Source organism: Burkholderia sp. Bp9016 (assembly GCF_003857765.1).
Taxonomy (GTDB): domain Bacteria; phylum Pseudomonadota; class Gammaproteobacteria; order Burkholderiales; family Burkholderiaceae; genus Burkholderia.
In genome coordinates this window covers 169,030-191,501 of sequence record NZ_QTPY01000014.1, presented here as the reverse complement: position 1 = coordinate 191,501, position 22,472 = coordinate 169,030, and the positions used below count along the sequence as shown (strand labels likewise).

Genomic DNA, 22,472 nt, shown 5'->3' with positions numbered 1-22,472 from the left:
CGGCGCCGGCGCTCGCCAGGCCGCGCTCAGGCGCGCTTATCCGGTTCCAGCTGCGATTGCAGCAAAATGATTTTGTCCTTGGCAGCCAGCTTTTCCTTCTTCAGCCGGTGCAGCGTGATGTCGTCGATGTCGGAGTGCCCTTCTTTCAGCTCGATCTCCCGAGCGAGCTGCTGGTGCTGCTCCTGCAATGCAGCCAAACGGTTGTGCAATTCCTGCTGCTGTTCCGTGTGACGGTTTTGCATACTTGCCTCCTCATCGAAGCAGCGCGCCGACTGGCGTGCCGACACGCTCGAGACTGATTCCGGGTCAACCCAACACGTTACTGCCCCTGCTGTTGCTGCTGCTTGGCCTTCTCGGCCGCTTCCTGCTGACGCCGTTCGACATCGGCCTTGTGCTGTGCGGCTTCCTGCTGCTTCTGCTGATAGCGCGCTGCGTTGTCTGCCCGCTCCTGCGCCTTCTGCGCCGCCTGCTGGTGCGCCTGGTCGAGCTTGCGCTGGAAGTCCGCCTGCTTCTGGTCGTATGCCTGCTTGTTCGCGGCATGCTGCGGCCCTTCCGCGCCGCGCTGCGCCTGCTTCAGTGCATTCTGCTCCTGCTTGTCGCGGAACGCAGCCGCGTTCGCCGCGTCGGTCGCCGCCCGCTGCGGCGCTTCCGCCGCATTCTGCGCCTGCTTCAGCGCCTGTTGCTGGTCACGCTGCTGCGCACGGACCGCGCGCTGCTCGTCGTCGAGCGCGAGTTGCTCCTGGCGAATGCTCGCCCGCTCCTCGCGCATCTGGTCGCGCGCATTGCCGAGACAGTGATTGACGAAGAACTTGCTGTAGCAATCGTGCTCCGCCACCGCATAACGATAATCGTTTTCCGCGGAACGTTGATTGAGCACTTTTTGACGGGCGTCAAAATCCTGGGTGGCGGAAGCCGCAACGGGCGCGGCTGCAACGGCGTCCGGCGCGACTGCGCCCGATGCCTGCGCGTACGCGGCGCAAGGCCCCGCGGACAAAGCCGCGGCAAGCGCTGCGCCGAGCGCGACGAGAGAAATGCGGGAAGTTGGCAACGTCGTAGGAAAGCTGCGGGACATGTGTCAAATTCTATCACCCCCGGCTGGACGCTCCGCCATTTATGGCAAAATGCCCCGCTTCACTCACCCGCGGCATCTGGTCCGGCGGGCCCGTCACGCAGCCCGCCGCGCGCGGTCTGCCGGCCCGCGCCGCGATTTCAGCAGGCAGATCATCCACGACATGACGGAAACCGTAGCACTCAAGATCGTACAGCGCATCGCCACCGAACTGTCCGTCCAGCCGCGCCAGGTCGCGGCGGCCGTGCAACTCCTCGACGAAGGCTCGACCGTTCCGTTCATTGCCCGGTACCGCAAGGAAGTGACCGGCAACCTGGACGACACGCAGCTGCGCCAGCTCGAGGAACGCCTCCTGTATCTGCGCGAGCTCGAGGATCGCCGCGCGTCGATCCTGTCGAGTATCGACGAGCAAGGCAAGCTGACCGACGAGTTGCGCGCCGCGATCGACGCGGCCGACAGCAAGCAGGTGCTCGAAGACCTTTATCTGCCGTACAAGCCGAAGCGCCGCACGCGCGCGCAGATCGCCCGCGAAGCCGGCCTCGAGCCGCTCGCGCAGGCGCTGCTCGCGAACCCGCTGCTCGACCCGCAGACTGAGGCCGCCGCATACGTCGACGCCGACAAGGGCGTCGCCGACGTGAAGGCCGCGCTCGACGGCGCGCGCGACATCCTGTCCGAGCAATTCGGTGAAACGGCCGAGCTGCTCGGCAAGTTGCGCGACTACCTGCATGGCCAGGGCGTCGTGTCGTCGGCGGTCGTCGAAGGCAAGGAAAACGAGGAAGGCGAGAAGTTCCGCGACTACTACGATTACGCGGAAACGATCCGGACCGTGCCGTCGCACCGCGCGCTCGCGCTGTTCCGCGGCCGCAACGCCGGCGTGCTGACCGTCAAGCTCGGCCTCGGCGAAGAGCTGGATGCGCAAGTGCCACACCCCGGCGAAGCGATGATCGCGCGCCATTTCGGGATCGCGAACCAGAGCCGCCCGGCCGACAAGTGGCTGTCCGACGTGTGCCGCTGGTGCTGGCGCGTGAAGGTGCAGCCGCACATCGAGAACGAGTTGCTCACGCAACTGCGTGAAACGGCCGAAGCCGAAGCGATCCGCGTGTTCGCACGCAACCTGAAGGATCTGCTGCTGGCCGCGCCGGCCGGGCCGAAGGCCGTGATCGGTCTCGACCCCGGCCTGCGCACCGGCGTGAAGGTCGCTGTCGTCGACCGCACCGGCAAGCTGCTCGCCACCGACACGATCTACCCGCACGAGCCACGCCGCGACTGGGACGGCTCGCTCGCGAAGCTCGCACGCATCGCCGCGCAGACACAGGCCGAGCTGATCAGCATCGGCAACGGCACCGCGTCGCGCGAGACCGACAAGCTCGCGAGCGAACTGATCGCGAAGCACCCCGAACTGCGACTGCAGAAGATCGTCGTGTCGGAAGCCGGCGCGTCGGTCTATTCGGCGTCCGAGCTGGCCGCGAAGGAATTCCCGGAGCTCGACGTGTCGCTGCGCGGTGCCGTGTCGATCGCCCGCCGCCTGCAGGACCCGCTCGCCGAGCTTGTGAAGATCGAGCCGAAGGCGATCGGCGTCGGCCAGTACCAGCACGACGTGAACCAGCGCGAACTCGCCCGTTCGCTCGATGCAGTGGTCGAGGATTGCGTGAACGCGGTTGGCGTCGATGCGAACACCGCATCGGTCGCGCTGCTCGCGCGCGTGTCGGGCCTGAATGCGACGCTTGCGCGCAACATTGTCGACTACCGCGACGCGAACGGCCCGTTCCCGTCACGCGAACATCTGCGCAAGGTGCCGCGCCTCGGCGACAAGACCTTCGAACAGGCGGCCGGCTTCCTTCGCATCAACGGCGGCGAGAACCCGCTCGATCGCTCGTCGGTGCACCCGGAAGCCTATCCGGTCGTCCAGCGGATCCTCGCGAAGATCAGCAAGCGGATCGACGACGTGCTCGGCAGCCGCGACTCGTTGGCGGGCCTGTCGCCGGCAGAATTCGTTGACGAACGTTTCGGCCTGCCGACCGTGCGCGACATTCTGTCCGAACTGGAGAAACCGGGTCGCGACCCGCGTCCGGAATTCAAGACCGCGACGTTCCGCGACGGGGTCGAGAAGGTCTCCGACCTGATGCCCGGCATGCTGCTCGAAGGGGTCGTGACGAACGTCGCCGCATTCGGCGCGTTCGTGGACATCGGCGTGCATCAGGACGGCCTCGTCCACGTGTCCGCGATGTCGACGAAGTTCATCAAGGATCCGCACGAAGTCGTGAAGGCGGGTCAGGTCGTCAAGGTCAAGGTGATCGACGTCGACGTCAAGCGCCAGCGCATTGCGCTGACGATGCGCCTCGACGACGAAGCGGCCGCACCCGGCATGGCACCGCGCGGCGGCCAGGATCGCGGCAACGCCGGCCGCAGCGGCGCGCGCCCGCAGCGCTCGCGCGAGCCGGAACCGGCCGGCGCAATGGCCGCGGCATTTGCGAAGCTCAAGCGTTGAGCAAACGAACGTAGTCGACCGACGACAAAAAGCCCGCCGGATGGCGGGCTTTTTTATGGCTCGAACGGTGAGCGCGCGGCCGGATCGGCTTGGGCCGCATGAACGGCCCGCGCGCGGCACTCAGATCTCGATCTTGGTGCCGAGTTCGACGACGCGGTTCGCCGGAATCGAGAAGAAGTCGGTCGGCTTCGCCGCGTTCTGATGCATCCACGCGAACACGCGCTCGCGCCAGATCGACATGCCCGGCAGATGCGTCGGCACGACCGTCTCGCGCGCGAGGAAGAACGACGTGTCCATCAACTCGAACGTCATGTCGTGCGTACGGCCGAACTCCTCGAGCACCGCCTTCACGTCCGGCGTCTCGTTGAAGCCGTACTGGGCCTTGACGATGTAGAGGCCGCCGCTCGCATCGCGCGAACTCAGGCGCTTGTCGTCGCGCACGTAAGGGATGTCGCGCGTGACGAACGTCAGGAAGATGGTCCGCTCGTGCAGCACCTTGTTGTGCTTCAGGTTGTGCAGCAGGCTTACGGGCACGAGCTTGTCGTTGCCGGTCAGGTAGATCGCGGTGCCCGACACGCGGTGCGGCGGATGCGCGAGCAGCCCCTGCAGGAACGGCTCGAGCGGAATACCGTCGGCCGCCGTGCGTTCCTTGACGATGTGCCGCCCCTTGTACCAGGTCATCAGCAGGAAGAACAGCAGCGCGCCGATGCCGAGCGGCAGCCAGCCGCCCTGCGCAACCTTCAGCAGGTTCGCGCCGAAGAAGCCGAGGTCGATCGCGAGAAACACCGCGATGATCGCGCCGACCAGCAGCCGGTTCCAGTTCCACACCTTCACCATCACGACGCACGCCAGCACGGTCGTGATCACCATCGTTGCGGTCACCGCAATACCGTACGCGGCCGCGAGGTTGTCGGAGCTCTTGAAGCCGACCACGATGCAGAGGATCACGAACAGCAGCAGCCAGTTCACGACCGGCACGTAGATCTGGCCGATCGCCAGTTCGGACGTGTGCAGCACCTTCATGCGCGGCACGTAGCCAAGCTGGATCGCCTGCGAAGTCAGCGAATACGCGCCCGAGATCACCGCCTGCGACGCGATCACGGTCGCCACCGTCGACAGCACGACGAGCGGCAACAGCGCCCAGTCAGGCGCAAGCAGGAAGAACGGGTTTTCGATCGCCTTCGGATTCTGGATCAGCAGCGCGCCCTGGCCGAAGTAGTTCAGCACGAGCGACGGCATCACGAGTCCGTACGCGGCCAGACGGATCGGCTTCGCACCGAAGTGGCCCATGTCCGCGTAGAGTGCTTCCGCACCGGTCAGCACCAGCACCACGGAGCCCAGCACGACGTAGGCCTGCAGCAGGTGCTCCGACATGAACGACGCAGCGTAATACGGGTTGATTGCCGCGATGATGCCGGGCACGCGCAGGATGTGATACACGCCGAGTGCCGCGATCGCGATGAACCACAACACCATGATCGGGCCGAACAGCTTGCCGACCATCGCGGTACCGTGACGCTGGATCCAGAACAGCGCGATCAGGATCACGATCGTGATCGGCAGCACGAGATGGGACAGGTGCGGTGTCGCGATCTCGAGACCTTCGACCGCCGACATCACGGAGATCGCCGGTGTGATTACCGCGTCGCCGTAGAACATGCACGCGCCGAATATCCCAAGCGCCATCAGCGCGCCCGCGACGCGGGTTTTCGAATCGAGCGGCCGCAGCGACAGCGCCATCAGCGCGAGTACACCGCCCTCGCCGTTGTTGTCGGCCCGCATCACGAACAGCAGGTACTTGATGCCGACCACGAGGATGATCGCCCAGAACAGCAGCGAGATCACGCCGAGGATCGAGCTTTCGGTGAGCGGGATGCCGTGTGCGGGGCTGAACGCCTCCTTCAGCGAATACAGCGGACTCGTGCCGATATCGCCGAACACGACGCCGATGGCTGCTATCGCAAGCGCCCGCATCGAATGTTGGTGTGTCGAATTCGCGTGGGCCGCGTCGGTCGCCTGGATCGTGTCGTTCATATGAAGCGTAATAATCGGGTCCGATTCGGACAAAACGAGCGCTATTCTACTCGCGCCCCCGTGAAACGCTGCCCTGCGCTGTTGCCCTGAAACCACGTGAGCTTACGCTGCGCATGCAATCGGGCGCGAGCTGTGGCAGGGTTGCCATCATAGCCGGGGCCGCGTCGTCTGCCTACCGCACATGTCGATCGCCGTGCCGGCCATCCGGTCCGCCAATGAAAAACGGCGCCGCAAGCGGCGCCGTACAAGGCGTTCCTTCGATCGGCCGACCGCTTACGCGCCCGAACCGTCGCGCTGCGCGCGACCGCGCTTGATCCACGCCTCGAGGTTGTGCGGACGAACCGTGTCCCACTCCTCGAACGGCTGATGAATCCACGGATTCGTCGGCAGATACTGCGTGTGATAGTCGGGCTTGACCTTCGAGCACCCCTTGTACCAGAGCACAGCCGAACGCACGGCCGTGACGGACGGATAACGTTCCTTCAGGTGCTCCTGCACCCGCGCGAGCGTGACGCCCGAATCGACCAGATCGTCGACCAGCAGCACGTTGCCCGCGAGGTTGCCGCGCGTCATCGTGATGTACTGCGCGATGTCCAGATCGCCCTGCTCGGTGCCGGCCGCTTCGCGGTACGAACTCGTTGCGAGGATCGCCAGCGGCACGTCATAGATCCGCGACAACTGGTCGCCCACGCGCAGACCGCCGCGCGCGAGGCACAGGATCTGGTCGAACTTCCAGCCCGAAGCATGCACCTGGAGCGCGAGCAGTTCGATGAGACGATGGTATTCGTCCCAGCCCACCCAGAGGTTCTTGTCGTCGTTGCGCGGATCAGTCATCAAGTCTGCCGCCGACATCGTGATTTGCTGCGTCATTCTGAAAATTAAACCTTGAACGGATGGCGGAGCAGGATCGTTTCGTCTCGGTCCGGGCCGGTCGACACCATGTCCACCGGCACGCCAGCCACTTCCTGGACACGGGTCAGGTATGCCTGCGCATTCGCCGGCAGTGCGTCCCACGTCTTGATGCCGACGGTGCTTTCCTTCCAGCCGGCGAACGTTTCGTACACCGGCTCGCAGCGCGCCACGTCGGCTGCGCCGCGCGGCAGGATGTCGGCGTCCTTGCCGTCGATCTTGTAGCCGACGCACAGCTTCACTTCATCGAGGCCGTCGAGCACGTCGAGCTTAGTCATGCACAGGCCCGACACGCCGTTGATCTGGATCGAGCGGCGCAGCGCGGCTGCGTCGAGCCAGCCAGTGCGGCGCGGACGGCCGGTAACCGAGCCGAATTCCTTGCCGACGTTCGCCAGCGTGACGCCGACCTGGTCCTGACGCTGCGGATTGTCCGCATCGTACAGTTCGCTCGGGAACGGACCCGAACCGACACGCGTGCAGTACGCCTTCGTGATGCCGAGGATGTAGTTCAGCTTTTGCGGACCGACGCCGGCGCCGGCCGACGCCGCACCCGCGACGCAGTTGCTCGACGTGACGAACGGATAGGTGCCGTGGTCGATGTCGAGCAGCGTGCCTTGCGCGCCTTCGAACAGCAGGTTCTGACCGGCGTTGTTCGCGTCGTACAGGCGGCGCGACACGTCGGCCACCATCGGCTTCAGGCGATCGGCATAGCCGAGCATCGTGTCGAGCGTGGCCTGGAAATCGACGGCTGCGGCGCCCAGGTACTGGGTCAGCACGAAGTTGTGGAAATCGAGGTTTTCACGCAGGCGATCGGCGAAGGTCTTCGCGTCGAACAGGTCCTGCACGCGCAGCGCGCGGCGGCCGACCTTGTCTTCGTACGCGGGGCCGATGCCACGGCCGGTCGTACCGATCTTGCCCGCGCCCTTGCGCGCTTCGCGCGCCTGGTCGATCGCGATGTGGTACGGCAGGATCAGCGTCGTTGCTTCGGAAATGAACAGGCGGTCGCGCACGTTCACGCCAGCCTCTTCCAGCTCGCCGATTTCCTTGAACAGTGCCTCGGGGGACAGGACGACGCCGTTGCCGATGTAGCAGGCGACGCCTTCACGCATGATGCCCGACGGAATGAGGCGCAAGATGGTTTTCTTGCCGCCGATGATGAGGGTGTGGCCGGCGTTGTGACCACCCTGGAAACGCACGACGCCCTGAGCGTGGTCCGTCAGCCAGTCGACGATCTTGCCCTTGCCTTCATCACCCCATTGCGTTCCCACGACGACGACATTGCGCCCGGGAGTCACGTTCACTGCGCTGGCAGACATGTTGATTCGTTAGCTGGTTAAAAACGTATTCTACCTATGTTCGCGGGCGATTCCGAATTTTTCCGTTTCGCTTCAACGATATGCACGCCGGACGACGGCCCGCGAACGCCTGTTTAACGGGGCTCGACCACCCACGCGCCGTTGCGCTCGACGAGCGAACGGTCGCAGGCAAATTCGTCAAGCACGTGATCGTGCCCCGGCAATGCCTGGATCACGACCTCGCCCGCATCGCGCAGCGCCACGACGGCCGCGCGCAGCGCGTCGTCCTGCGCCCACGGCGCGAGAATCGCGGTGCCGCGCGCCTCGATCGGCGAAATGCGCGCGAGTTCGCGCAGATCGAGCGAGAAGCCCGTCGCCGGGCGAGCCCGGCCGTACGCCTGGCCCACGTGGTCGTAACGACCGCCGCGCGCGATCGCGTTCGGCACGCCGTCGATGTACGCCGTAAACATCGCACCGCTGTGGTACGCATAGCCGCGCAGGTCGGCCAGATCGATCGCCACTTCGACACCCTTCGCCTGCGCCGCGAGCTGGGCGAGATCGTCGAGCGCGCGCGTGATCTCGGGCAGCACCGGCAGCCGCGCGCGCGCCTCGTCGAGCACGCTCGCGTCGCCGTACAGGTGCGGCAGCGCACGCAGCGCCGCGCGCGTGTCGGCGCCCAGATCGTCGGTGAGTTCGTTCAGCAGCGGCACGTCCTTGCCCGACAGCGCGTCGTACAGCGCCTCGCCACGTTCGGCGGCCTGCGCGTCGCGCGCGAGCAGCGCCGCGAGCACGCCGGCGTGGCACAGATCCAGACGGATCCGCGACAGGCCCGCGAGATGCAGCGCGTCGAGCATCAGTTGCTGGATTTCGAGGTCGGCTTCCAGCCCGGCATGCCCGTAGATTTCGGCGCCGATCTGGATCTGTTCGCGCGTCGCATGCAGGCCGCGCGGGCGCGTGTGCATCACGTGCCCCGCATAGCAGAGGCGCGTCACGCCCTGACGATTCAGCAAGTGCGCGTCGATGCGCGCGACCTGCGGCGTGATGTCCGCGCGCAGGCCGAGCGTGCGACCCGACAGCTGGTCGACCAGCTTGAAGGTGCGCAGGCGCAGGTCGGCGCCGCCGCTCGTCAGCAGCGACTCGAGATATTCGAGCAGCGGCGGCATCACCATTTCGTAGCCGTACGAACGGAAGCGGTCGAGCAGCCTGCGACGCAGCTCCTCGATCTTGCGCGCTTCCGACGGCAGTACGTCGGCGATATTCTCGGGAAGTAACCAGGTCGACATCGGTACGGTCCTACGACGGAAAACAGGGCGCGACACGCGCGCCGCGAAATGAATCGGAAATCGGAATCGGGCGGAACGAACGGCGGATGCGCCGTCCAGGTCAGGTGGCGAGCAGCAGCAGGACGAGCCCGAGCGCCATCACGATGAGCCCGCCGATCCGGATATGATGCGGCGGCCGCTCCGCTATTCTACGAAACGTGTCGCGCCAGGCGACGGGAAACACGAAGGGGAACGCCCCCTCGATGATCAGCATCAGTGCTACCGCGAGCAACAACGAGCCAGCCAGATCCATGCGAGCGACGGCGCCGCTCGTCGCGGCGCCCCAAGTCAGTGTTTGCGGGGAGCGGGTGCCGCCGGTGCGGCACCGCCCGTCGGGCTGCGCATGAAACGGAAGAACTCGCTGTCGGGATCGACGACGATGATGTCGTTGCGCTTGAAGGTATTCCGGTAAGCCTGCAGGCTCGCGTAGAACTGGTAGAACTGCGGGTCGCGGCCGAACGCATCGGCGGCAATCGTCGCGGCCTTCGCGTCGCCCTCGCCCTTGATCGTCTGCGCGGACTTGTACGCATTCGCGAGCACGGCCTGCTGTTCGCGTTCCGCATCGGCCTTGATCTGTTCGACGTCGGCAGCGCCCTCGGCACGCACCTGGGCAGCCTGGTCGCGCAACGCGGCAATCATCCGCTGATAGACCGCGTCCGTTTGCGCGGCCGGCAAGTCGACTCGCGTAAGCTGGACGTCGACCACGTCGATGCCGAAACCGGACGCCGGCTCCCGCACCGCATCGCGTGCCGCATCGGCGATCTCGCGCTGGCCGCCGAGCGCATCATCGAGCGTGCGCTTGCCGAACGCGTCGCCCAGCGCGCTCTTCAACGCACCGGCCAGGCGTTCGTTCGCGGCTGCCGGATCGCCGCTCGTAGCCGTGAAATACTTCATCGGATCGCTGATCCGATACTTGACCGCGTACGCGACGAGCAGGTCGTGCTTGTCCTGCGTCGCGAGTTGCAGCGGGTCCGACGATTCGAGCGACTGCAGGCGCGTATCGATCAGCGTCGCCGTCTGCAGCGGCGGCGGCAGCTTGAAGTGGATGCCGGGGCCCGCGAGTTCGGGCTGCGTGCCGTCACGGCCCGACAGCACCGCCGCGTGGCGCGGGTCGACGGTCAGGACCGTCGACGACGCCGCGAAGGCAACGATCACGATCGCAACGACGAGCGCAATGATTCGGTTCATGTTCTGCGCTCTCCGTTACTTCAGATCGTCTTCGCGCGAGCGGCTGCGGAACGCTTCACGCGACCGCAGCGCGTCGCTGCCCGGTGCCGGCGCGGCGGCGGCCGAAGCCGCGCTGGCCGGCGCACTCGCCGTGCCGTCGGCCGGTGCCGACGCCGCGTCGGGCGCGGATGGGCCGGCGGACACCGCGGCGTTTTGTCGCCCCTGCTCGACGATCTTGTCGAGCGGCAGATACACGACGCTGTTGCCGCCCTTGTTGCCGACGAACACCTTCGTTGTGTTCGAATAGATTTCCTGCATCGTCTCGAGGTACATCCGCTCGCGAATCACCGCGGGCGCCTTCGAATACTGTGCATAGACCTGCTTGAACCGGTCGGCGTCGCCTTCGGCCTCCGTCACCACGCGATCGGCATATGTCTTCGCTTCGTCGACGAGTTTCGCGGCATCGCCCTGCGCCTTCGGCAGCAGATCGCTCGCGTAAGCCTGTGCGGCACGCTTCGCGGCTTCGCGCTCGTCGCGCGCCTTTGCGACTTCCGCATACGCGGCCTGCGTCTGCTCGGGCGCCGCGACGCTTTGCATGGTGACAGCCGTGACTTCGAGCCCGGTCTGGTAGCGGTCGAGATCGCGCTGGATCGCGGTCGAAAGCTGCTCGCGCAGCGCGTCGCGGTCCTGGTTCAGCATGTCGGCTGCACTACGCGTGCCAACGATCGCGCGCACCGCAGCCTGCGCGGCCTGCGACACGCTGCGCTCGGGATCGACGCTGCGGAACAGGTAATCGGTTGCGGAGCGAATCCGGTACTGGACGACGAAACGCACGTCGACGATATCGGCATCGCGCGTGAGCATTGCAGCTTCCTTCACGTTCGCGAGACGCACGACGTTGTTGCGGCCGATCTCGATCGAACGTACCTGCGACGTATCGACGATCTCGTGCGATGCGAACGGATACGGCGCGCGCCAGTGCACACCCTGGCCGACCGTGCCCGACAGCTTGCCGAGTTGCAGCACGACACCCGTCTGGCCGTCCTGCACGACGAACAGCCCGCTGCCCGCATAGACCGCGACCAGCACGCCGATCACGATGCCGACGCCGACTCGCGCGGCCCGGCCGTTGTCCGGCCGCAAGCCGTTGCCGCCCTTGCCGCCTAACAGGCCGCTCAGACGCCGGTTGAAGTTGCGCCACATCTCGTCGAGATCGGGGGGACCGTCACCGTCGCCGCCAGGCGGACGCTTCGATTCGTTCGTACGCGGACGGGATCCGTCGTTGCCCTTGCCTTCGCCACGTCCCCAGCGGGGATCGTTGATCGACAGCAAGGCGCGCATCCGCCGCAAGGTACTCCGCTCGTTGTATTCGTTCACCAGAGTTTGTTCACCAGATTGGACGCCGGCGAACCGGCCGGGACCGGTTAGCGCCCGTGTTCGGAAATCGTGCGGTCTTCGTGTGGTTCAGCGGGTACGCCGTCGAGCGCGCCGTCGGACAACGTCGCGCCGGAAAGGTGTTCCGCGGAGGCGATCTCGGCGATGGCGGCACGCAACGCGTCAAGACCCTGACCGGTGCGCGCGCTCAAAAAGACGCGCGAAATATTACCATATTCGTCCCGCTCGACCGCGTCGCCGCGGGCCGCCAGCTCGGGCACGGCGTCGATCTTGTTGAACACCAGCACCTGCCGGATCGTGTCCGCGCCGATCTCGTGCAGCACGCCGTTGACCTGCTCGACCTGCTCGAGCCGCACCGCGCTCGATGCATCGACCACATGCAGCAACAGATCCGCATGGATCGTTTCTTCGAGGGTCGCGCGAAACGCGGCTACCAGCTGGTGAGGCAACTCACGGATGAACCCGACCGTATCGGAAACGACGATCTGGCCGACTTCGTCGCCCAAGTACACGCGCCGCGACGTCGTATCGAGCGTCGCGAACAACTGGTCGGCCGCATAGGCCTGCGCTTTCGTCAGCGTATTGAACAGCGTCGACTTACCCGCGTTGGTATAGCCGACGAGCGACACCGACATCGTGCCGCTGCGTGCGCGCTGGCGACGCTGCGTGCTGTGCTGCCGGCGCAGCCGGTCGAGTCGTGACTTCAGCATCTTGATACGCTCGCCGATCAGCCGGCGGTCGGTTTCGAGCTGCGTTTCACCCGGGCCGCGCAAGCCGATACCGCCCTTTTGCCGTTCCAGGTGGGTCCACGCGCGAATCAGCCGGGTCGACAGGTATTGCAGCTGCGCGAGTTCGACCTGCAGTTTGCCTTCGTGGCTGCGGGCGCGCTGGGCAAAGATATCGAGGATGAGACTCGTGCGATCGACCACACGCCTGTTAAGCGCCTGCTCCAGATTGCGTTGCTGGGCCGGTGCAAGGGCGTGATTGAAGATGACGATTTCGACGTTGTGCGCGTCGCAGGCAAGCCGCAATTCTTCGGCTTTGCCGCTGCCGATGAACATCTTGGCATCGGGACTGGAGCGACGACCCGTGAGGGTGACGGCGGGACGGGCCCCCGCACTGGAGGCGAGAAGACCGAGTTCTTCGAGACTGGCTTCGAAATCGGTCTTGCCGAAATCGATGCCGACGAGCGCTGCGTTGATCAAATTATCGGGTGTCAAGATAAGGCGGCTGGCATCGGTCGCTCGCGGCGACCGGGTGCCGGCCGCTGCGATAGGTTAGGACGAGGCTTCCGCGTCCGGGTGGAAATTCACCGGGCGCGCCGGCACGACCGTCGAGATGGCGTGCTTGTAGACCATCTGGGTCACCGTATTACGGAGCAACACGACGTACTGGTCGAACGATTCGATGTTCCCTTGGAGCTTGATGCCGTTGACGAGATAGATCGAAACGGGAACGTGCTCCTTGCGCAGTGCGTTCAAAAACGGGTCTTGTAACAATTGCCCTTTGTTGCTCATGGCGTACTCCATCTTTTTTTGCAGGTTGATCTGGATTGGCGACGAAGAAAAAGAGATCCGGCGCCAATCGCTACACTATAGCCGATTTTGCCTGCCCCGCCCGGAGCCAGGCCATGTGGCCCAGGCCTTGCGGGGCGTGCTTCAGCCCTTGTCCGCGTACGGGTTGTTCGACGAACGGAACTCTATGCGCAATGGAGTCCCAGTCAGTGAGAAAGTTTCGCGGAATCGGTTTTCCAGGTAACGCTTGTACGTTTCCGTCACGGCATCGAGTGCGTTACCGTGGATTACGATCAGCGGCGGATTCTGACCGCCCTGGTGCGCGTAGCGCAGCTTCGGACGCACCGGGCCGCGGCGGCGCGGCTGCTGGAATTCGACGGCCTCGATCAGCGCGCGCGTGAGCTTCGGCGTCGGCAGCTTCGCCATGGCCGCCGCGTATGCGTCGTCGACCGAGCGCATCAGCGCGCCGATCCCCGTCTTCTTCGCGGCCGAAATGTAGTGCGACTTCGCGAAGTCGAGGAATTTCAGCTTGCGAGTCAAATCCGCTTTCGCGCGATCGCGTGCGTGATCGTCGAGACCGTCCCACTTGTTGACGCCGATCACGAGCGCACGCCCCTGCTCGACGACGAAGCCGGCGATGTGCGCGTCCTGGTCGGAAATGTCCTGCTGCGCATCCAGCAGAAGAATGACGACGTTCGCGTCGGATATCGACTGCAGCGTCTTCACGACCGAGAACTTCTCGATCGCCTCGAACACCTTGCCGCGACGCCGCAGGCCCGCGGTGTCGATCAGCGTGTATTTCTTGCCGTTACGTTCGAAGTCGACGTAGATCGAATCACGCGTCGTGCCCGGCATGTCGAACGCGATCACGCGGTCCTCGCCGATCAGGGCGTTCACGAGCGTCGACTTGCCGACGTTCGGGCGGCCGACGATCGCGATCTTGATACCGCGCGACGGATCGTCTTCGTCCGCCTCCTCCGGCTGGCCCGCGTACGCGACTTCCAGCGCCTCGTTGATCATGTCGGTCACGCCGTCGCCGTGCGCGGCCGAGATCGCGCGCGGATCGCCGAGCCCGAGCTCGTAGAAGTCCGTCGCGACCGCCGTGTACTTCATCCCCTCGGCCTTGTTGACGACGAGGAAGATCGGCCGGCCGGTCTTGCGCAGGTAATCGGCAATCGACTTGTCCTGCGGCGCGAGGCCGTTGCGGCCGTCGACGATGAACACGACGACGTCGGCTTCCTCGACGGCCTGGCGCGTCTGGCGCGCCATCTCGTGCAGGATGCCGTCCTTCGCGACCGGCTCGAAGCCGCCGGTGTCGACGACCAGGTACGGCCGTGCGCCGACCCGCCCTTCGCCGTAATGGCGATCGCGCGTCAGGCCCGGCAAGTCGGCGACCAGCGCATCGCGCGAGCGCGTGAGCCGGTTGAACAGCGTGGATTTCCCCACATTGGGGCGCCCAACGAGGGCAATGACCGGTTTCATCTGTGTTTTCTACGGTGATGCGCAGCAGCGGGAGGCCCGCTGCTGCGGGCGGCTGCGCTGAATGAAAATATCACGAATTCGCGCCGCGCCGGATGCGCGCGCCGGGCGCGCGTTGCACGCCGTCGTCTTTCGTTTCGAACTGCCTTTCAAATACCGAGCGGCCGGGAACACCGGCCGCCCTCATGTCGCGCGACCCGCGGTGCGCGGGACAAGCCCGCCGCGCCGCAGCCGCGCATGTTTCGCGCATGTCAGCGCGGACGGAACCCGTACAGGCCGCCGTCCTTCGTCTGCACGACCAGCGTATTGCCCGCAAGAACCGGCGCCGCCGTAATCGCGCTGCCGTCAGTCTTCATCCGCGCGATGAAACTGCCGTCCTCGCGCGACAGGAAGTGCACGAAGCCCTTGTAGTCGCCCATCACGAGCGCATGACCGAGCAGATACGGCACGCCGACGTCGCGGCTCTTCAGTTTGTCGTTGCGCCAGAGCTGGTTCCCGGTGGTGGCGTCGTACGCGGTCACGACCGACCAGTCGTCGCCGCCGGCGACCACCGAGTCGTCCTGCGCCAGGCCGCTGCGGCTCGAGAACGGCTTTTCCCACAACGGCCGGCCCGAGTTCGCATCGAAGCAGCCGAGCTGGCCCTGGAACGTGACTGCGCACGTTTCCGCGCCCACGAGCGTCGGTGGACCGCTGACGTCGTTGATGCGCTCGACTTCGGTCACGCCTTTCGGAAACGATACCGGCGTCTGCCAGAACGGCTCGCCCGTCTGCAGGTTGATCGCAACGAGACCGCCGCCGGGGAAACCCGCCAGCACGGCCGCATCGCCCGCGAACGTCATGCCGGCCGACACGCGCAGGTTCAGCGGTACTGCCCGGTTGCGGTAGTTCCACTTCTGCTCGCCCGTCTGCGCGTCGAACGCGATCACCTGGCCGTCGATCGTGCGAACGATCACGAGGCCGTTGCCCACGAGCGGCGGCGAGAAGATCTCGCCCTGCACGGAGGTCTTCCACAGCTGCTTGCCGTCGGGGCCGAGCACGAACACGCCGCCCTTCAGCGCGCCGACCGCGGTCAGGTTGCCGTCGCTGCCGACACCGGCCGACAGGTCGGAACCGACCTTCGTGCGCCACAGCGTCTGGCCAGTCTTCGCGTCGATCTTCTCGACCGAACCGTTTTCGCCCGCCGCGTAGACGGCGTCGCCGACGGCCACCGGCGAGAACAGGTAGCGGCCGCCCTTGCCGACGCTCGCCTTCCAGACCTGTTGCACGTCCATGACAGGCTTGAACTCGGTGAGCGGCGTCGGCACGCGGCGCGCGTCCTTCGACGACGAGCAGGCCGCCAATGCCAGGACAGCCGCCGCGCAGGCTACGGGCACAGCGTAACGTTTCAGCAAATTCATCGGTTAGCGAAGCAGAGTTAAGAGGTTGAGGGGGCCGTGATCAGCCGCCGAGCGCGTCGAGCTTGAACTGCACGAGCTGGCGCGCGGACTGGTCGTCCTTCGACAGGCCGTCGAGCGCGAGCTTGTAAGCAGCACGCGCATCGTCGGTCTTGCCTTGCGCGGCAAGCAGGTCACCGCGGCGATCCGCCACGAGGCCCTTGAATGCATCGAGCGGCGTACCGGACAGCAGCGCGAGGCCTGCGTCGTACGCCTTCTCGTCAAGCAGCAGCGACGCAAGACGCAGCTTCGCGATCTGCTTGTACTCATCGTCCTTGGCGTGGTCGGCGGCCCATTGCAGCTGCGCCTTCGCGCCTGCGGCGTCGCCGGCGGCATACAGCGTCTTCGCGGCAGCGAGCGCCGTCATCTGCGCATACGGCGTGCTGCCGTACTTGTCTTCCATGTCGGCAGCCGCACGGGCCATCGTCGCCTTGTCGTTCGCGGCCGCGGCCTTCTGGACCTGCTCGTACAACCCGGAAGCCTCGGCGGCCTGACGGCGCTGCCAGTAGTTCCAGCCGTTGAAACCGGCCGCGACGACCAGCGCAGCGAGCACGATCCACGTGGTGAGGTTGCCCCAGCGGGCCCACCACGCTTTCAGACTTTCAATCGATTCTTGTTCGTCGTGATAACTCATCGGCGAGCGATTCCTTCCTGTTCAGGCTGTTCTTGTCAGCGAATGCCAGCGCGATCAGTCGTCGCCGTCTTCGGCGGATGCAACCATCGCATTGATTAGGAATTCGGTCAAGCTTTCGACCGGCACGGTCTGCTGAACGTTCTTTTCCCCTTCCAGGCCCGCACCGCGCAGCGCTTTCACGCCCACCGTGCCATTCGCCACCTCTTCTTCGCCGAAGATCACCGCGAACGCGGCGCCGCTCGCATCGGCCCGCTTCATCTGCGACTTGAAGCTTGCCGGCGCGCCGTCGGCGCTGCAGTGGAAAATCACGTCGAGGCCCGTGTCGCGCAGACGCTCGGCCGCGATGAACGCCTGTTCGCGCGCGGTTTCGCCCTGGTGCACGACGTATACGTCGACGCCTTCCTGCTCGGGGGCGAGATCCTCTTCCTTCAGCAGCTCGAGAATGCGCTCAATGCCCATCGCCCAGCCGCATGCGGCCGTCGGCTTGCCGCCGAGTTGCTCGATCAGCGGATCGTAGCGGCCGCCGGCCGCGACCGTGCCCTGCGCGCCAAGCTTGTCGGTCACCCACTCGAACACGGTCAGATTGTAGTAATCGAGACCGCGCACGAGACGCGGGTTGATCTTGAACGGGATGTTGTTCGCGAGCAGCAGGCGCTGCAGACCTTCGAAGTGCGCGCGCGACTCGTCGCCGAGGAAGTCGATCAGCTTCGGCGCGTTCTGCGCGATCTCCTGCAGCGCGGGGTTCTTCGTGTCGAGCACGCGCAGCGGGTTCGTATACAGACGGCGCTTCGCGTCCTCGTCGAGCACGTCCGCGAACTGCTCGAGGTACTTGATCAGTTCGACGCGGTGCGCGGCGCGCTCTTCGGCGAGGCCGAGCGAGTTGATCTCGAGCTTGATGCCGGTCAGCCCGAGGTCGTCCCACAGGCGCTGACACATCATGATGATTTCTGCATCCGCATCCGGGCCCGCGAAACCGAGCGCCTCGACGCCGACCTGGTGGAACTGGCGATAGCGGCCGCGTTGCGGACGCTCGTGTCGGAACATCGGGCCGATGTACCACAGGCGCTTCGGGCCGTCGTACAGCATGTTGTGCTCGATCGATGCTCGCACGACCGCCGCGGTGTTCTCCGGACGCATCGTCAGGTTTTCGCCGTTCAGCGCGTCGGTGAAGCTGTACATCTCCTTCTCGACGATGTCCGTGACTTCGCCGATGCCGCGCGTGAAGAGCTGCGTATGCTCGACGATCGGCGTGCGGATGTTCTGGTACCCGTATGCGCGCAGCAGCGATTTCACCGTAGCTTCGAAGAACTCCCACAGGCCTGCATCCTGCGGGAGGATGTCGTTCATGCCCTTGACGCCGGTGAGCTTCTCGATCTTGCGTTTCTGTTCAGTCATCGTGTGTGTGGACGAATTAGTTCAGGGCCGCAGCGCGGCCGTAATTGCGTGCGACGTAGTCGCTGACGATCTGCTGGAATTCCTCGGCGATCCGCTCGCCGCGCAGCGTCTTGACCTTCTCGCCGTCGATGAAGACGGGTGCGGCCGGATTCTCGCCCGAACCCGGCAGGCTGATGCCGATGTTCGCGTGCTTCGACTCGCCCGGGCCGTTGACGATACAGCCCATCACCGCGACGTTCATCTTCTCGACGCCCGGATATTCCTTGCGCCAGGCCGGCATCTGCTCGCGCAGGTAGGTCTGGATCTGCATCGCGAGCTCCTGGAACAGCGTGCTCGTCGTGCGGCCGCAGCCCGGGCATGCGATCACCATCGGCGCGAACGAGCGCAGGCCCATCGTCTGCAGGATTTCCTGGCCGACGATCACCTCGCCGGTGCGCGGCGCACCCGGTTCCGGCGTCAGCGAGATGCGGATCGTGTCGCCGATCCCTTCCTGCAACAGCACGCCCAGTGCGGCCGTCGAGGCGACGATGCCCTTCGAGCCCATGCCGGCTTCGGTCAGGCCGAGGTGCAGCGCGAAGCCGCAGCGACGGCCGAGTTCGCGGTACACGGCGATCAGATCCTGCACGCCGCTGACCTTGCACGACAACACGATACGATCACGGCCGAGGCCGAGTTCGACCGCGCGCTCGGCCGAGCCGATCGCCGACTGGATCAGCGCCTCGTACATCACGCTCTGCGCATCCCACGGCTGCGAACGCGCGCCGTTCTCGTCCATCATGCGCGCGAGCAGATCCTGGTCGAGACTGCCCCAGTTCACGCCGATCCGCACCGGCTTGTCATACTTGGCCGCCGCCTCGATCATCTGCGCGAACTGCGTGTCGCGCTTCGCGCCCTGGCCGACGTTACCCGGGTTGATCCGGTACTTCGACAGCGACTCCGCGCAGCCCGGATAGTCGCGCAGCAGCAGGTGGCCGTTGTAGTGGAAATCGCCGACGAGCGGGACGGTCACGCCCATCCGGTCGAGCTGCTCACGGATCGCCGGCACGGCGGCCGCAGCCTCGGGCGTGTTGACGGTGATACGCACCAGTTCGGAGCCTGCGTTCGCGAGATCCTTGATCTGGATCGCCGTGCCGATCGCATCGGCCGTGTCGGTGTTCGTCATCGACTGCACGCGCACCGGCGCATCGCCGCCGATCGTCACGAGCTGCCCGCCCCAACGAACATCCACCGCATGCGACACGCGACGCGGCTGATGCCCGCCGAACACCGGCTCGGTTGAACAAATCTGACTGCTGCGTGGGGATTGAGCTTCGGATTGCATCGTTAGATCCATTTACGCGGAATGCGCCGCGATGCGGCGCATGAATTGAAAAAGCGCCGTGCCCTCTCGGCCTGTCGGCGACAGGCTTTCGTCACGGCGCTTGACGTCAGGGCAACGTGAACCGCGCCACGTTACCCCGCGCTGCCGAATATTTTGCCGGATCGACGGCTTTTCCGTCGAACGTGACCGAATCGAGGCCGGCCTTGTTACCGATCGTGACCTTGAACGGCCCGTCGCCGGCGACCTGCTTTGCTTCGCCGGCCCGCACCAGCCCCGAGAACAGTTCCTTGCCGCTCTTGTCGCGCACGCTGAACCAGCTATCCTGCTTGACCTTCAGTTCGATCATCGACTGACCTGCCGCCACCACAACGCTCGCGGGCTGAGCCGGTGCGGCAGCACTTGCCGCGACGGCCGTCGCGACGACGGGTTGCGACGCGGCTGCAGCCGACGCCACCGCTTGCGGCGCTACGCCGGACGCTGCAGCCGCGGCCGGAGCCTCATTGCCGGTCACCGCCGACGCACCGCTCGCGGCCGCCTCGTCGACAGACGAACCCGCAGCGATGCTGGCAGCCGACACATGCTCCGTATCGCCGCCCTTGAAGCGGGCGAGCCAGCTCGACGAGTCGCCGCCAGTGTGCCACATCAGTACCGCGACCACCGCGACGACGACGATCGCCGTGCCCCACAACCACGGGTGGTGGCGCGACGAGCCGCCAAGCGGAATCGACACGCGACCGCGCGGCAGATCCGTCCCCGACGACGCAGGCATCGACAGATCGACTTCCGGCGCGCCGCGCTCGCGGCGCAGTGCCTGCGCGAACGGTTCCGGATCGACGCCGAGCATCTTCGCGTAGCTGCGCACGACGCCGATCGCGAACGTCACGCCGGGCAAATGACTGATGTCACCGGCCTCGAGCGCACGCAGCTTCTGCGGAGCGACCTTGAGCCGCGCCGACACGTCGTCGACCGTCCAGCCCTTCGCTTCCCGGAGCTGCGCCAGCCGGCCGCCGACTGCCGTCAGCGTTTCCAGTCCCGCCGGTGCCGGCTGCGCGGCATTCGTCTCTGCGCCGTTTGACGGCTGCGGCTCACTCATCCTTGTCCTCGCGTCGATTCTTCTTCACTGGCGAACGCCGCCGGCTCTTGCCGGCCGGCACCCGCAACTTGTCATACCATGCGCGGCGCCGAGGCACCGCGACGGATCGCTATTCGCGTGTTGTACCGCCAAAAGGTTCGGGCATCCCCGGCCAGGCGCGCCAGCGAGGCGCGCCGTCAAACCGCCCGAACTTCGATGATTTTTGCTGCCGCACCCGTTCGCTCCGCCAGACGCGTGCGATCCTTCACGGCGCCGGCCAGCTGACCGCACGCGGCGTCGATGTCGTCGCCGCGCGTCTTGCGCACGGTCGTGACGACACCCGCGTCGATGAGGACCTGTGCGAAGCGCTTGATCTGCTCCGGCTTCGAGCGGATGAGGCCCGATTCCGGAAACGGGTTGAACGGGATCAGATTGAACTTGCAGGGCACGTCACGCGTGACGGCCAACAGTTCGCGCGCATGCGCTTCGGTGTCGTTGACGCCGTCGAGCATGCAGTATTCGAAAGTAATGAAGTCGCGCGGCGCGACTTTCAGATAGCGCTGGCACGCGGCCATCAGCTCGCGCAGCGGATGCTTCTTGTTGAGCGGCACCAACTCGTCGCGCAGCGCGTCGTTCGGCGCGTGCAGCGATACGGCGAGTGCGACCGGCAATTCGGCGCCGAGGCGGTCCATCATCGGCACCACGCCGGACGTCGACAGCGTGACGCGGCGGCGCGACAGGCCGTACGCGTTGTCGTCGAGCATCAGCCGCATCGCGGGCACGACCGCGTTGTAATTCAGCAGCGGCTCGCCCATGCCCATCATCACCACGTTGGTGACGACCCGTTCGGCCTTGCCGTTCGGACCGGGCGCACGACCGAGCGACGCACGCAGTGCAAATTCGGCCATCCGGAGCTGACCGATGATTTCAGCTGTCGACAGGTTGCGGGAGAAGCCCTGCTTGCCCGTCGAGCAGAAGCGGCAGTTGACCGCACACCCGGCCTGCGACGACACGCACAGCGTGCCGCGCGTCTCTTCCGGGATGAACACGGTTTCGACCGCATTGCCGTTTCCGACGTCGATCAGCCACTTGCGCGTGCCGTCGGTGGAAACGTGATCGCTGACGATATCCGGCATCACGATCGACGCGCGGCCCTTGAGCTTTTCCCTCAGGGACTTCGCGAGATCGGTCATGCCGTCGAAATCGCCGGCGTTGTACTGGTGGATCCAGCGCTGCAACTGCTTGGCGCGGAACGGCTTCTCGCCGAGACTGCCGCAGTACGCGACAAGACCCTCGGCATCGAAGTCGAGAAGATTGACGGAAGTTTCGCTCGTCATGATGTGCTGCCTTGCCGCGTGCGCTGAATCCAGCCTACTTGTTGCCAGCCGGAGCTTAGCGCGAGTAGACGTTCATTTCCGGGAAGAAGAACGCGATTTCGACCGCTGCCGTTTCCGCAGCGTCCGAGCCGTGCACGGCGTTCGCGTCGATGCTGTCGGCGAAGTCGGCGCGGATCGTGCCCTTTTCCGCCTTCTTCGGATCCGTCGCGCCCATCAGGTCGCGGTTCTTCAGGATCGCGCCTTCGCCTTCCAGAACCTGAATCATCACCGGACCCGAGATCATGAAATCGACGAGATCCTTGAAGAACGGACGTGCCGCGTGCACTGCGTAGAACTTCTCGGCGTCTGCACGCGACAGGTGCGCCATGCGCGATGCGACGATCTTCAGGCCGGCGCCTTCGAAACGGCTGTAGATCTGGCCGATCACGTTCTTTGCCACCGCATCCGGCTTGATGATCGACAGGGTGCGCTCGATTGCCATAAAAACTCCAAGAAATTAAGAAGTTACAGGTTCAAATGAATCCGCTATTGTAGCACGATCCCGTGTATCATTGCGATTGAACCCTTACACGAGCGAAAGGTTCCGAGTTCATATGTTTTTGCGCTGC

Annotated in this window: 20 protein-coding genes; 1 reads left to right on the top strand and 19 read right to left on the bottom strand. The window is 65.4% G+C overall.

Annotated features, from left to right (window positions below; genetic code table 11):
• Positions 1–26: 26 nt before the first annotated feature.
• Together DIE13_RS18990 and DIE13_RS18985 are read right to left on the bottom strand one after the other, a co-directional pair.
• Positions 27–242 carry a YdcH family protein gene (locus tag DIE13_RS18990; protein WP_006478692.1) on the bottom strand — a complete coding sequence of 72 codons (216 nt, stop codon included), beginning with the start codon at positions 240–242 and terminating at the stop codon, positions 27–29.
• A 77-nt stretch (positions 243–319) separates the two neighbouring features.
• Positions 320–1,072: a hypothetical protein gene (locus tag DIE13_RS18985; RefSeq protein WP_124828572.1), complete on the bottom strand. Its 753-nt coding sequence runs from the start codon at positions 1,070–1,072 to the stop codon at positions 320–322.
• Between the two features lie 160 nt (positions 1,073–1,232).
• Between DIE13_RS18985 and DIE13_RS18980 the strand changes: the two genes are divergently transcribed.
• The gene (locus DIE13_RS18980) at positions 1,233–3,557 is read left to right on the top strand and encodes a Tex family protein (protein ID WP_124828571.1); all 2,325 of its coding nucleotides are present in this window, start codon (positions 1,233–1,235) and stop codon (positions 3,555–3,557) included.
• Between the two features lie 120 nt (positions 3,558–3,677).
• Here the strand turns inward: DIE13_RS18980 and DIE13_RS18975 are convergent, their stop codons facing one another.
• The 17 genes from DIE13_RS18975 to ndk all read right to left on the bottom strand — a co-directional run bounded on the left by DIE13_RS18975 (position 3,678) and on the right by ndk (position 22,345).
• Complete coding sequence (locus tag DIE13_RS18975; RefSeq protein ID WP_124828570.1) at positions 3,678–5,591, bottom strand: potassium transporter Kup; 1,914 nt, start codon at positions 5,589–5,591, stop codon at positions 3,678–3,680.
• A 273-nt stretch (positions 5,592–5,864) separates the two neighbouring features.
• Positions 5,865–6,461 carry a phosphoribosyltransferase gene (locus DIE13_RS18970; protein ID WP_175751245.1) on the bottom strand — a complete coding sequence of 199 codons (597 nt, stop codon included), beginning with the start codon at positions 6,459–6,461 and terminating at the stop codon, positions 5,865–5,867.
• An 8-nt stretch (positions 6,462–6,469) separates the two neighbouring features.
• Positions 6,470–7,816, bottom strand: coding sequence for an adenylosuccinate synthase (locus DIE13_RS18965; protein ID WP_124828568.1), 1,347 nt, complete (start codon positions 7,814–7,816; stop codon positions 6,470–6,472).
• Between the two features lie 113 nt (positions 7,817–7,929).
• On the bottom strand, positions 7,930–9,078 hold the full coding sequence (locus DIE13_RS18960; RefSeq protein WP_124828567.1) for an ATP phosphoribosyltransferase regulatory subunit: 1,149 nt from the start codon (positions 9,076–9,078) through the stop codon (positions 7,930–7,932).
• A gap of 100 nt (positions 9,079–9,178) precedes the next feature.
• Positions 9,179–9,370: a DUF2065 domain-containing protein gene (locus tag DIE13_RS18955; protein ID WP_009687995.1), complete on the bottom strand. Its 192-nt coding sequence runs from the start codon at positions 9,368–9,370 to the stop codon at positions 9,179–9,181.
• A 35-nt stretch (positions 9,371–9,405) separates the two neighbouring features.
• Positions 9,406–10,305, bottom strand: a complete 900-nt coding sequence (gene hflC, locus DIE13_RS18950) for a protease modulator HflC (RefSeq protein WP_124828566.1) — start codon at positions 10,303–10,305, stop codon at positions 9,406–9,408.
• Between the two features lie 15 nt (positions 10,306–10,320).
• Positions 10,321–11,661, bottom strand: coding sequence for an FtsH protease activity modulator HflK (gene hflK / locus DIE13_RS18945; RefSeq protein ID WP_124828565.1), 1,341 nt, complete (start codon positions 11,659–11,661; stop codon positions 10,321–10,323).
• Between the two features lie 47 nt (positions 11,662–11,708).
• Entirely contained in the window at positions 11,709–12,884 is a 1,176-nt protein-coding gene (gene hflX / locus DIE13_RS18940) for a GTPase HflX (protein ID WP_185731210.1), read from the bottom strand.
• A gap of 72 nt (positions 12,885–12,956) precedes the next feature.
• Positions 12,957–13,196: an RNA chaperone Hfq gene (gene hfq, locus DIE13_RS18935; protein WP_006399927.1), complete on the bottom strand. Its 240-nt coding sequence runs from the start codon at positions 13,194–13,196 to the stop codon at positions 12,957–12,959.
• Between the two features lie 141 nt (positions 13,197–13,337).
• Positions 13,338–14,675: a ribosome biogenesis GTPase Der gene (gene der, locus DIE13_RS18930; RefSeq protein WP_044848985.1), complete on the bottom strand. Its 1,338-nt coding sequence runs from the start codon at positions 14,673–14,675 to the stop codon at positions 13,338–13,340.
• 248 nt (positions 14,676–14,923) lie between these two features.
• Positions 14,924–16,069, bottom strand: a complete 1,146-nt coding sequence (gene bamB, locus DIE13_RS18920; RefSeq protein WP_124828563.1) for an outer membrane protein assembly factor BamB — start codon at positions 16,067–16,069, stop codon at positions 14,924–14,926.
• 40 nt (positions 16,070–16,109) lie between these two features.
• Positions 16,110–16,739 (bottom strand): tetratricopeptide repeat protein, encoded by a 630-nt coding sequence (locus tag DIE13_RS18915; protein ID WP_124828562.1) that lies wholly within the window; start codon positions 16,737–16,739, stop codon positions 16,110–16,112.
• A 54-nt stretch (positions 16,740–16,793) separates the two neighbouring features.
• Entirely contained in the window at positions 16,794–18,134 is a 1,341-nt protein-coding gene (gene hisS / locus DIE13_RS18910; RefSeq protein ID WP_124828561.1) for a histidine--tRNA ligase, read from the bottom strand.
• Between the two features lie 16 nt (positions 18,135–18,150).
• Positions 18,151–19,455: a flavodoxin-dependent (E)-4-hydroxy-3-methylbut-2-enyl-diphosphate synthase gene (ispG, locus tag DIE13_RS18905; protein WP_124828560.1), complete on the bottom strand. Its 1,305-nt coding sequence runs from the start codon at positions 19,453–19,455 to the stop codon at positions 18,151–18,153.
• Between the two features lie 106 nt (positions 19,456–19,561).
• The gene (locus DIE13_RS18900) at positions 19,562–20,548 is read right to left on the bottom strand and encodes a helix-turn-helix domain-containing protein (protein WP_124828559.1); all 987 of its coding nucleotides are present in this window, start codon (positions 20,546–20,548) and stop codon (positions 19,562–19,564) included.
• 176 nt (positions 20,549–20,724) lie between these two features.
• Entirely contained in the window at positions 20,725–21,864 is a 1,140-nt protein-coding gene (rlmN, locus tag DIE13_RS18895; protein WP_124828558.1) for a 23S rRNA (adenine(2503)-C(2))-methyltransferase RlmN, read from the bottom strand.
• A 55-nt stretch (positions 21,865–21,919) separates the two neighbouring features.
• Positions 21,920–22,345, bottom strand: coding sequence for a nucleoside-diphosphate kinase (gene ndk / locus DIE13_RS18890; protein ID WP_006478674.1), 426 nt, complete (start codon positions 22,343–22,345; stop codon positions 21,920–21,922).
• Positions 22,346–22,472: the final 127 nt, after the last annotated feature.

What these genes read in the sequence shown, in the direction of transcription:
- DIE13_RS18990 (WP_006478692.1), bottom strand. Translation starts at nt 242, where the DNA reads ATGCAAAACCGTCACACGGAACAGCAGCAGGAATTGCACAACCGTTTG.
- DIE13_RS18985 (WP_124828572.1), bottom strand. Translation starts at nt 1,072, where the DNA reads ATGTCCCGCAGCTTTCCTACGACGTTGCCAACTTCCCGCATTTCTCTC.
- DIE13_RS18980 (WP_124828571.1), top strand. Translation starts at nt 1,233, where the DNA reads ATGACGGAAACCGTAGCACTCAAGATCGTACAGCGCATCGCCACCGAA.
- DIE13_RS18975 (WP_124828570.1), bottom strand. Translation starts at nt 5,591, where the DNA reads ATGAACGACACGATCCAGGCGACCGACGCGGCCCACGCGAATTCGACA.
- DIE13_RS18970 (WP_175751245.1), bottom strand. Translation starts at nt 6,461, where the DNA reads ATGACGCAGCAAATCACGATGTCGGCGGCAGACTTGATGACTGATCCG.
- DIE13_RS18965 (WP_124828568.1), bottom strand. Translation starts at nt 7,816, where the DNA reads ATGTCTGCCAGCGCAGTGAACGTGACTCCCGGGCGCAATGTCGTCGTC.
- DIE13_RS18960 (WP_124828567.1), bottom strand. Translation starts at nt 9,078, where the DNA reads ATGTCGACCTGGTTACTTCCCGAGAATATCGCCGACGTACTGCCGTCG.
- DIE13_RS18955 (WP_009687995.1), bottom strand. Translation starts at nt 9,370, where the DNA reads ATGGATCTGGCTGGCTCGTTGTTGCTCGCGGTAGCACTGATGCTGATC.
- hflC (WP_124828566.1), bottom strand. Translation starts at nt 10,305, where the DNA reads ATGAACCGAATCATTGCGCTCGTCGTTGCGATCGTGATCGTTGCCTTC.
- hfq (WP_006399927.1), bottom strand. Translation starts at nt 13,196, where the DNA reads ATGAGCAACAAAGGGCAATTGTTACAAGACCCGTTTTTGAACGCACTG.
- der (WP_044848985.1), bottom strand. Translation starts at nt 14,675, where the DNA reads ATGAAACCGGTCATTGCCCTCGTTGGGCGCCCCAATGTGGGGAAATCC.
- bamB (WP_124828563.1), bottom strand. Translation starts at nt 16,069, where the DNA reads ATGAATTTGCTGAAACGTTACGCTGTGCCCGTAGCCTGCGCGGCGGCT.
- DIE13_RS18915 (WP_124828562.1), bottom strand. Translation starts at nt 16,739, where the DNA reads ATGAGTTATCACGACGAACAAGAATCGATTGAAAGTCTGAAAGCGTGG.
- hisS (WP_124828561.1), bottom strand. Translation starts at nt 18,134, where the DNA reads ATGACTGAACAGAAACGCAAGATCGAGAAGCTCACCGGCGTCAAGGGC.
- ispG (WP_124828560.1), bottom strand. Translation starts at nt 19,455, where the DNA reads ATGCAATCCGAAGCTCAATCCCCACGCAGCAGTCAGATTTGTTCAACC.
- DIE13_RS18900 (WP_124828559.1), bottom strand. Translation starts at nt 20,548, where the DNA reads ATGAGTGAGCCGCAGCCGTCAAACGGCGCAGAGACGAATGCCGCGCAG.
- rlmN (WP_124828558.1), bottom strand. Translation starts at nt 21,864, where the DNA reads ATGACGAGCGAAACTTCCGTCAATCTTCTCGACTTCGATGCCGAGGGT.
- ndk (WP_006478674.1), bottom strand. Translation starts at nt 22,345, where the DNA reads ATGGCAATCGAGCGCACCCTGTCGATCATCAAGCCGGATGCGGTGGCA.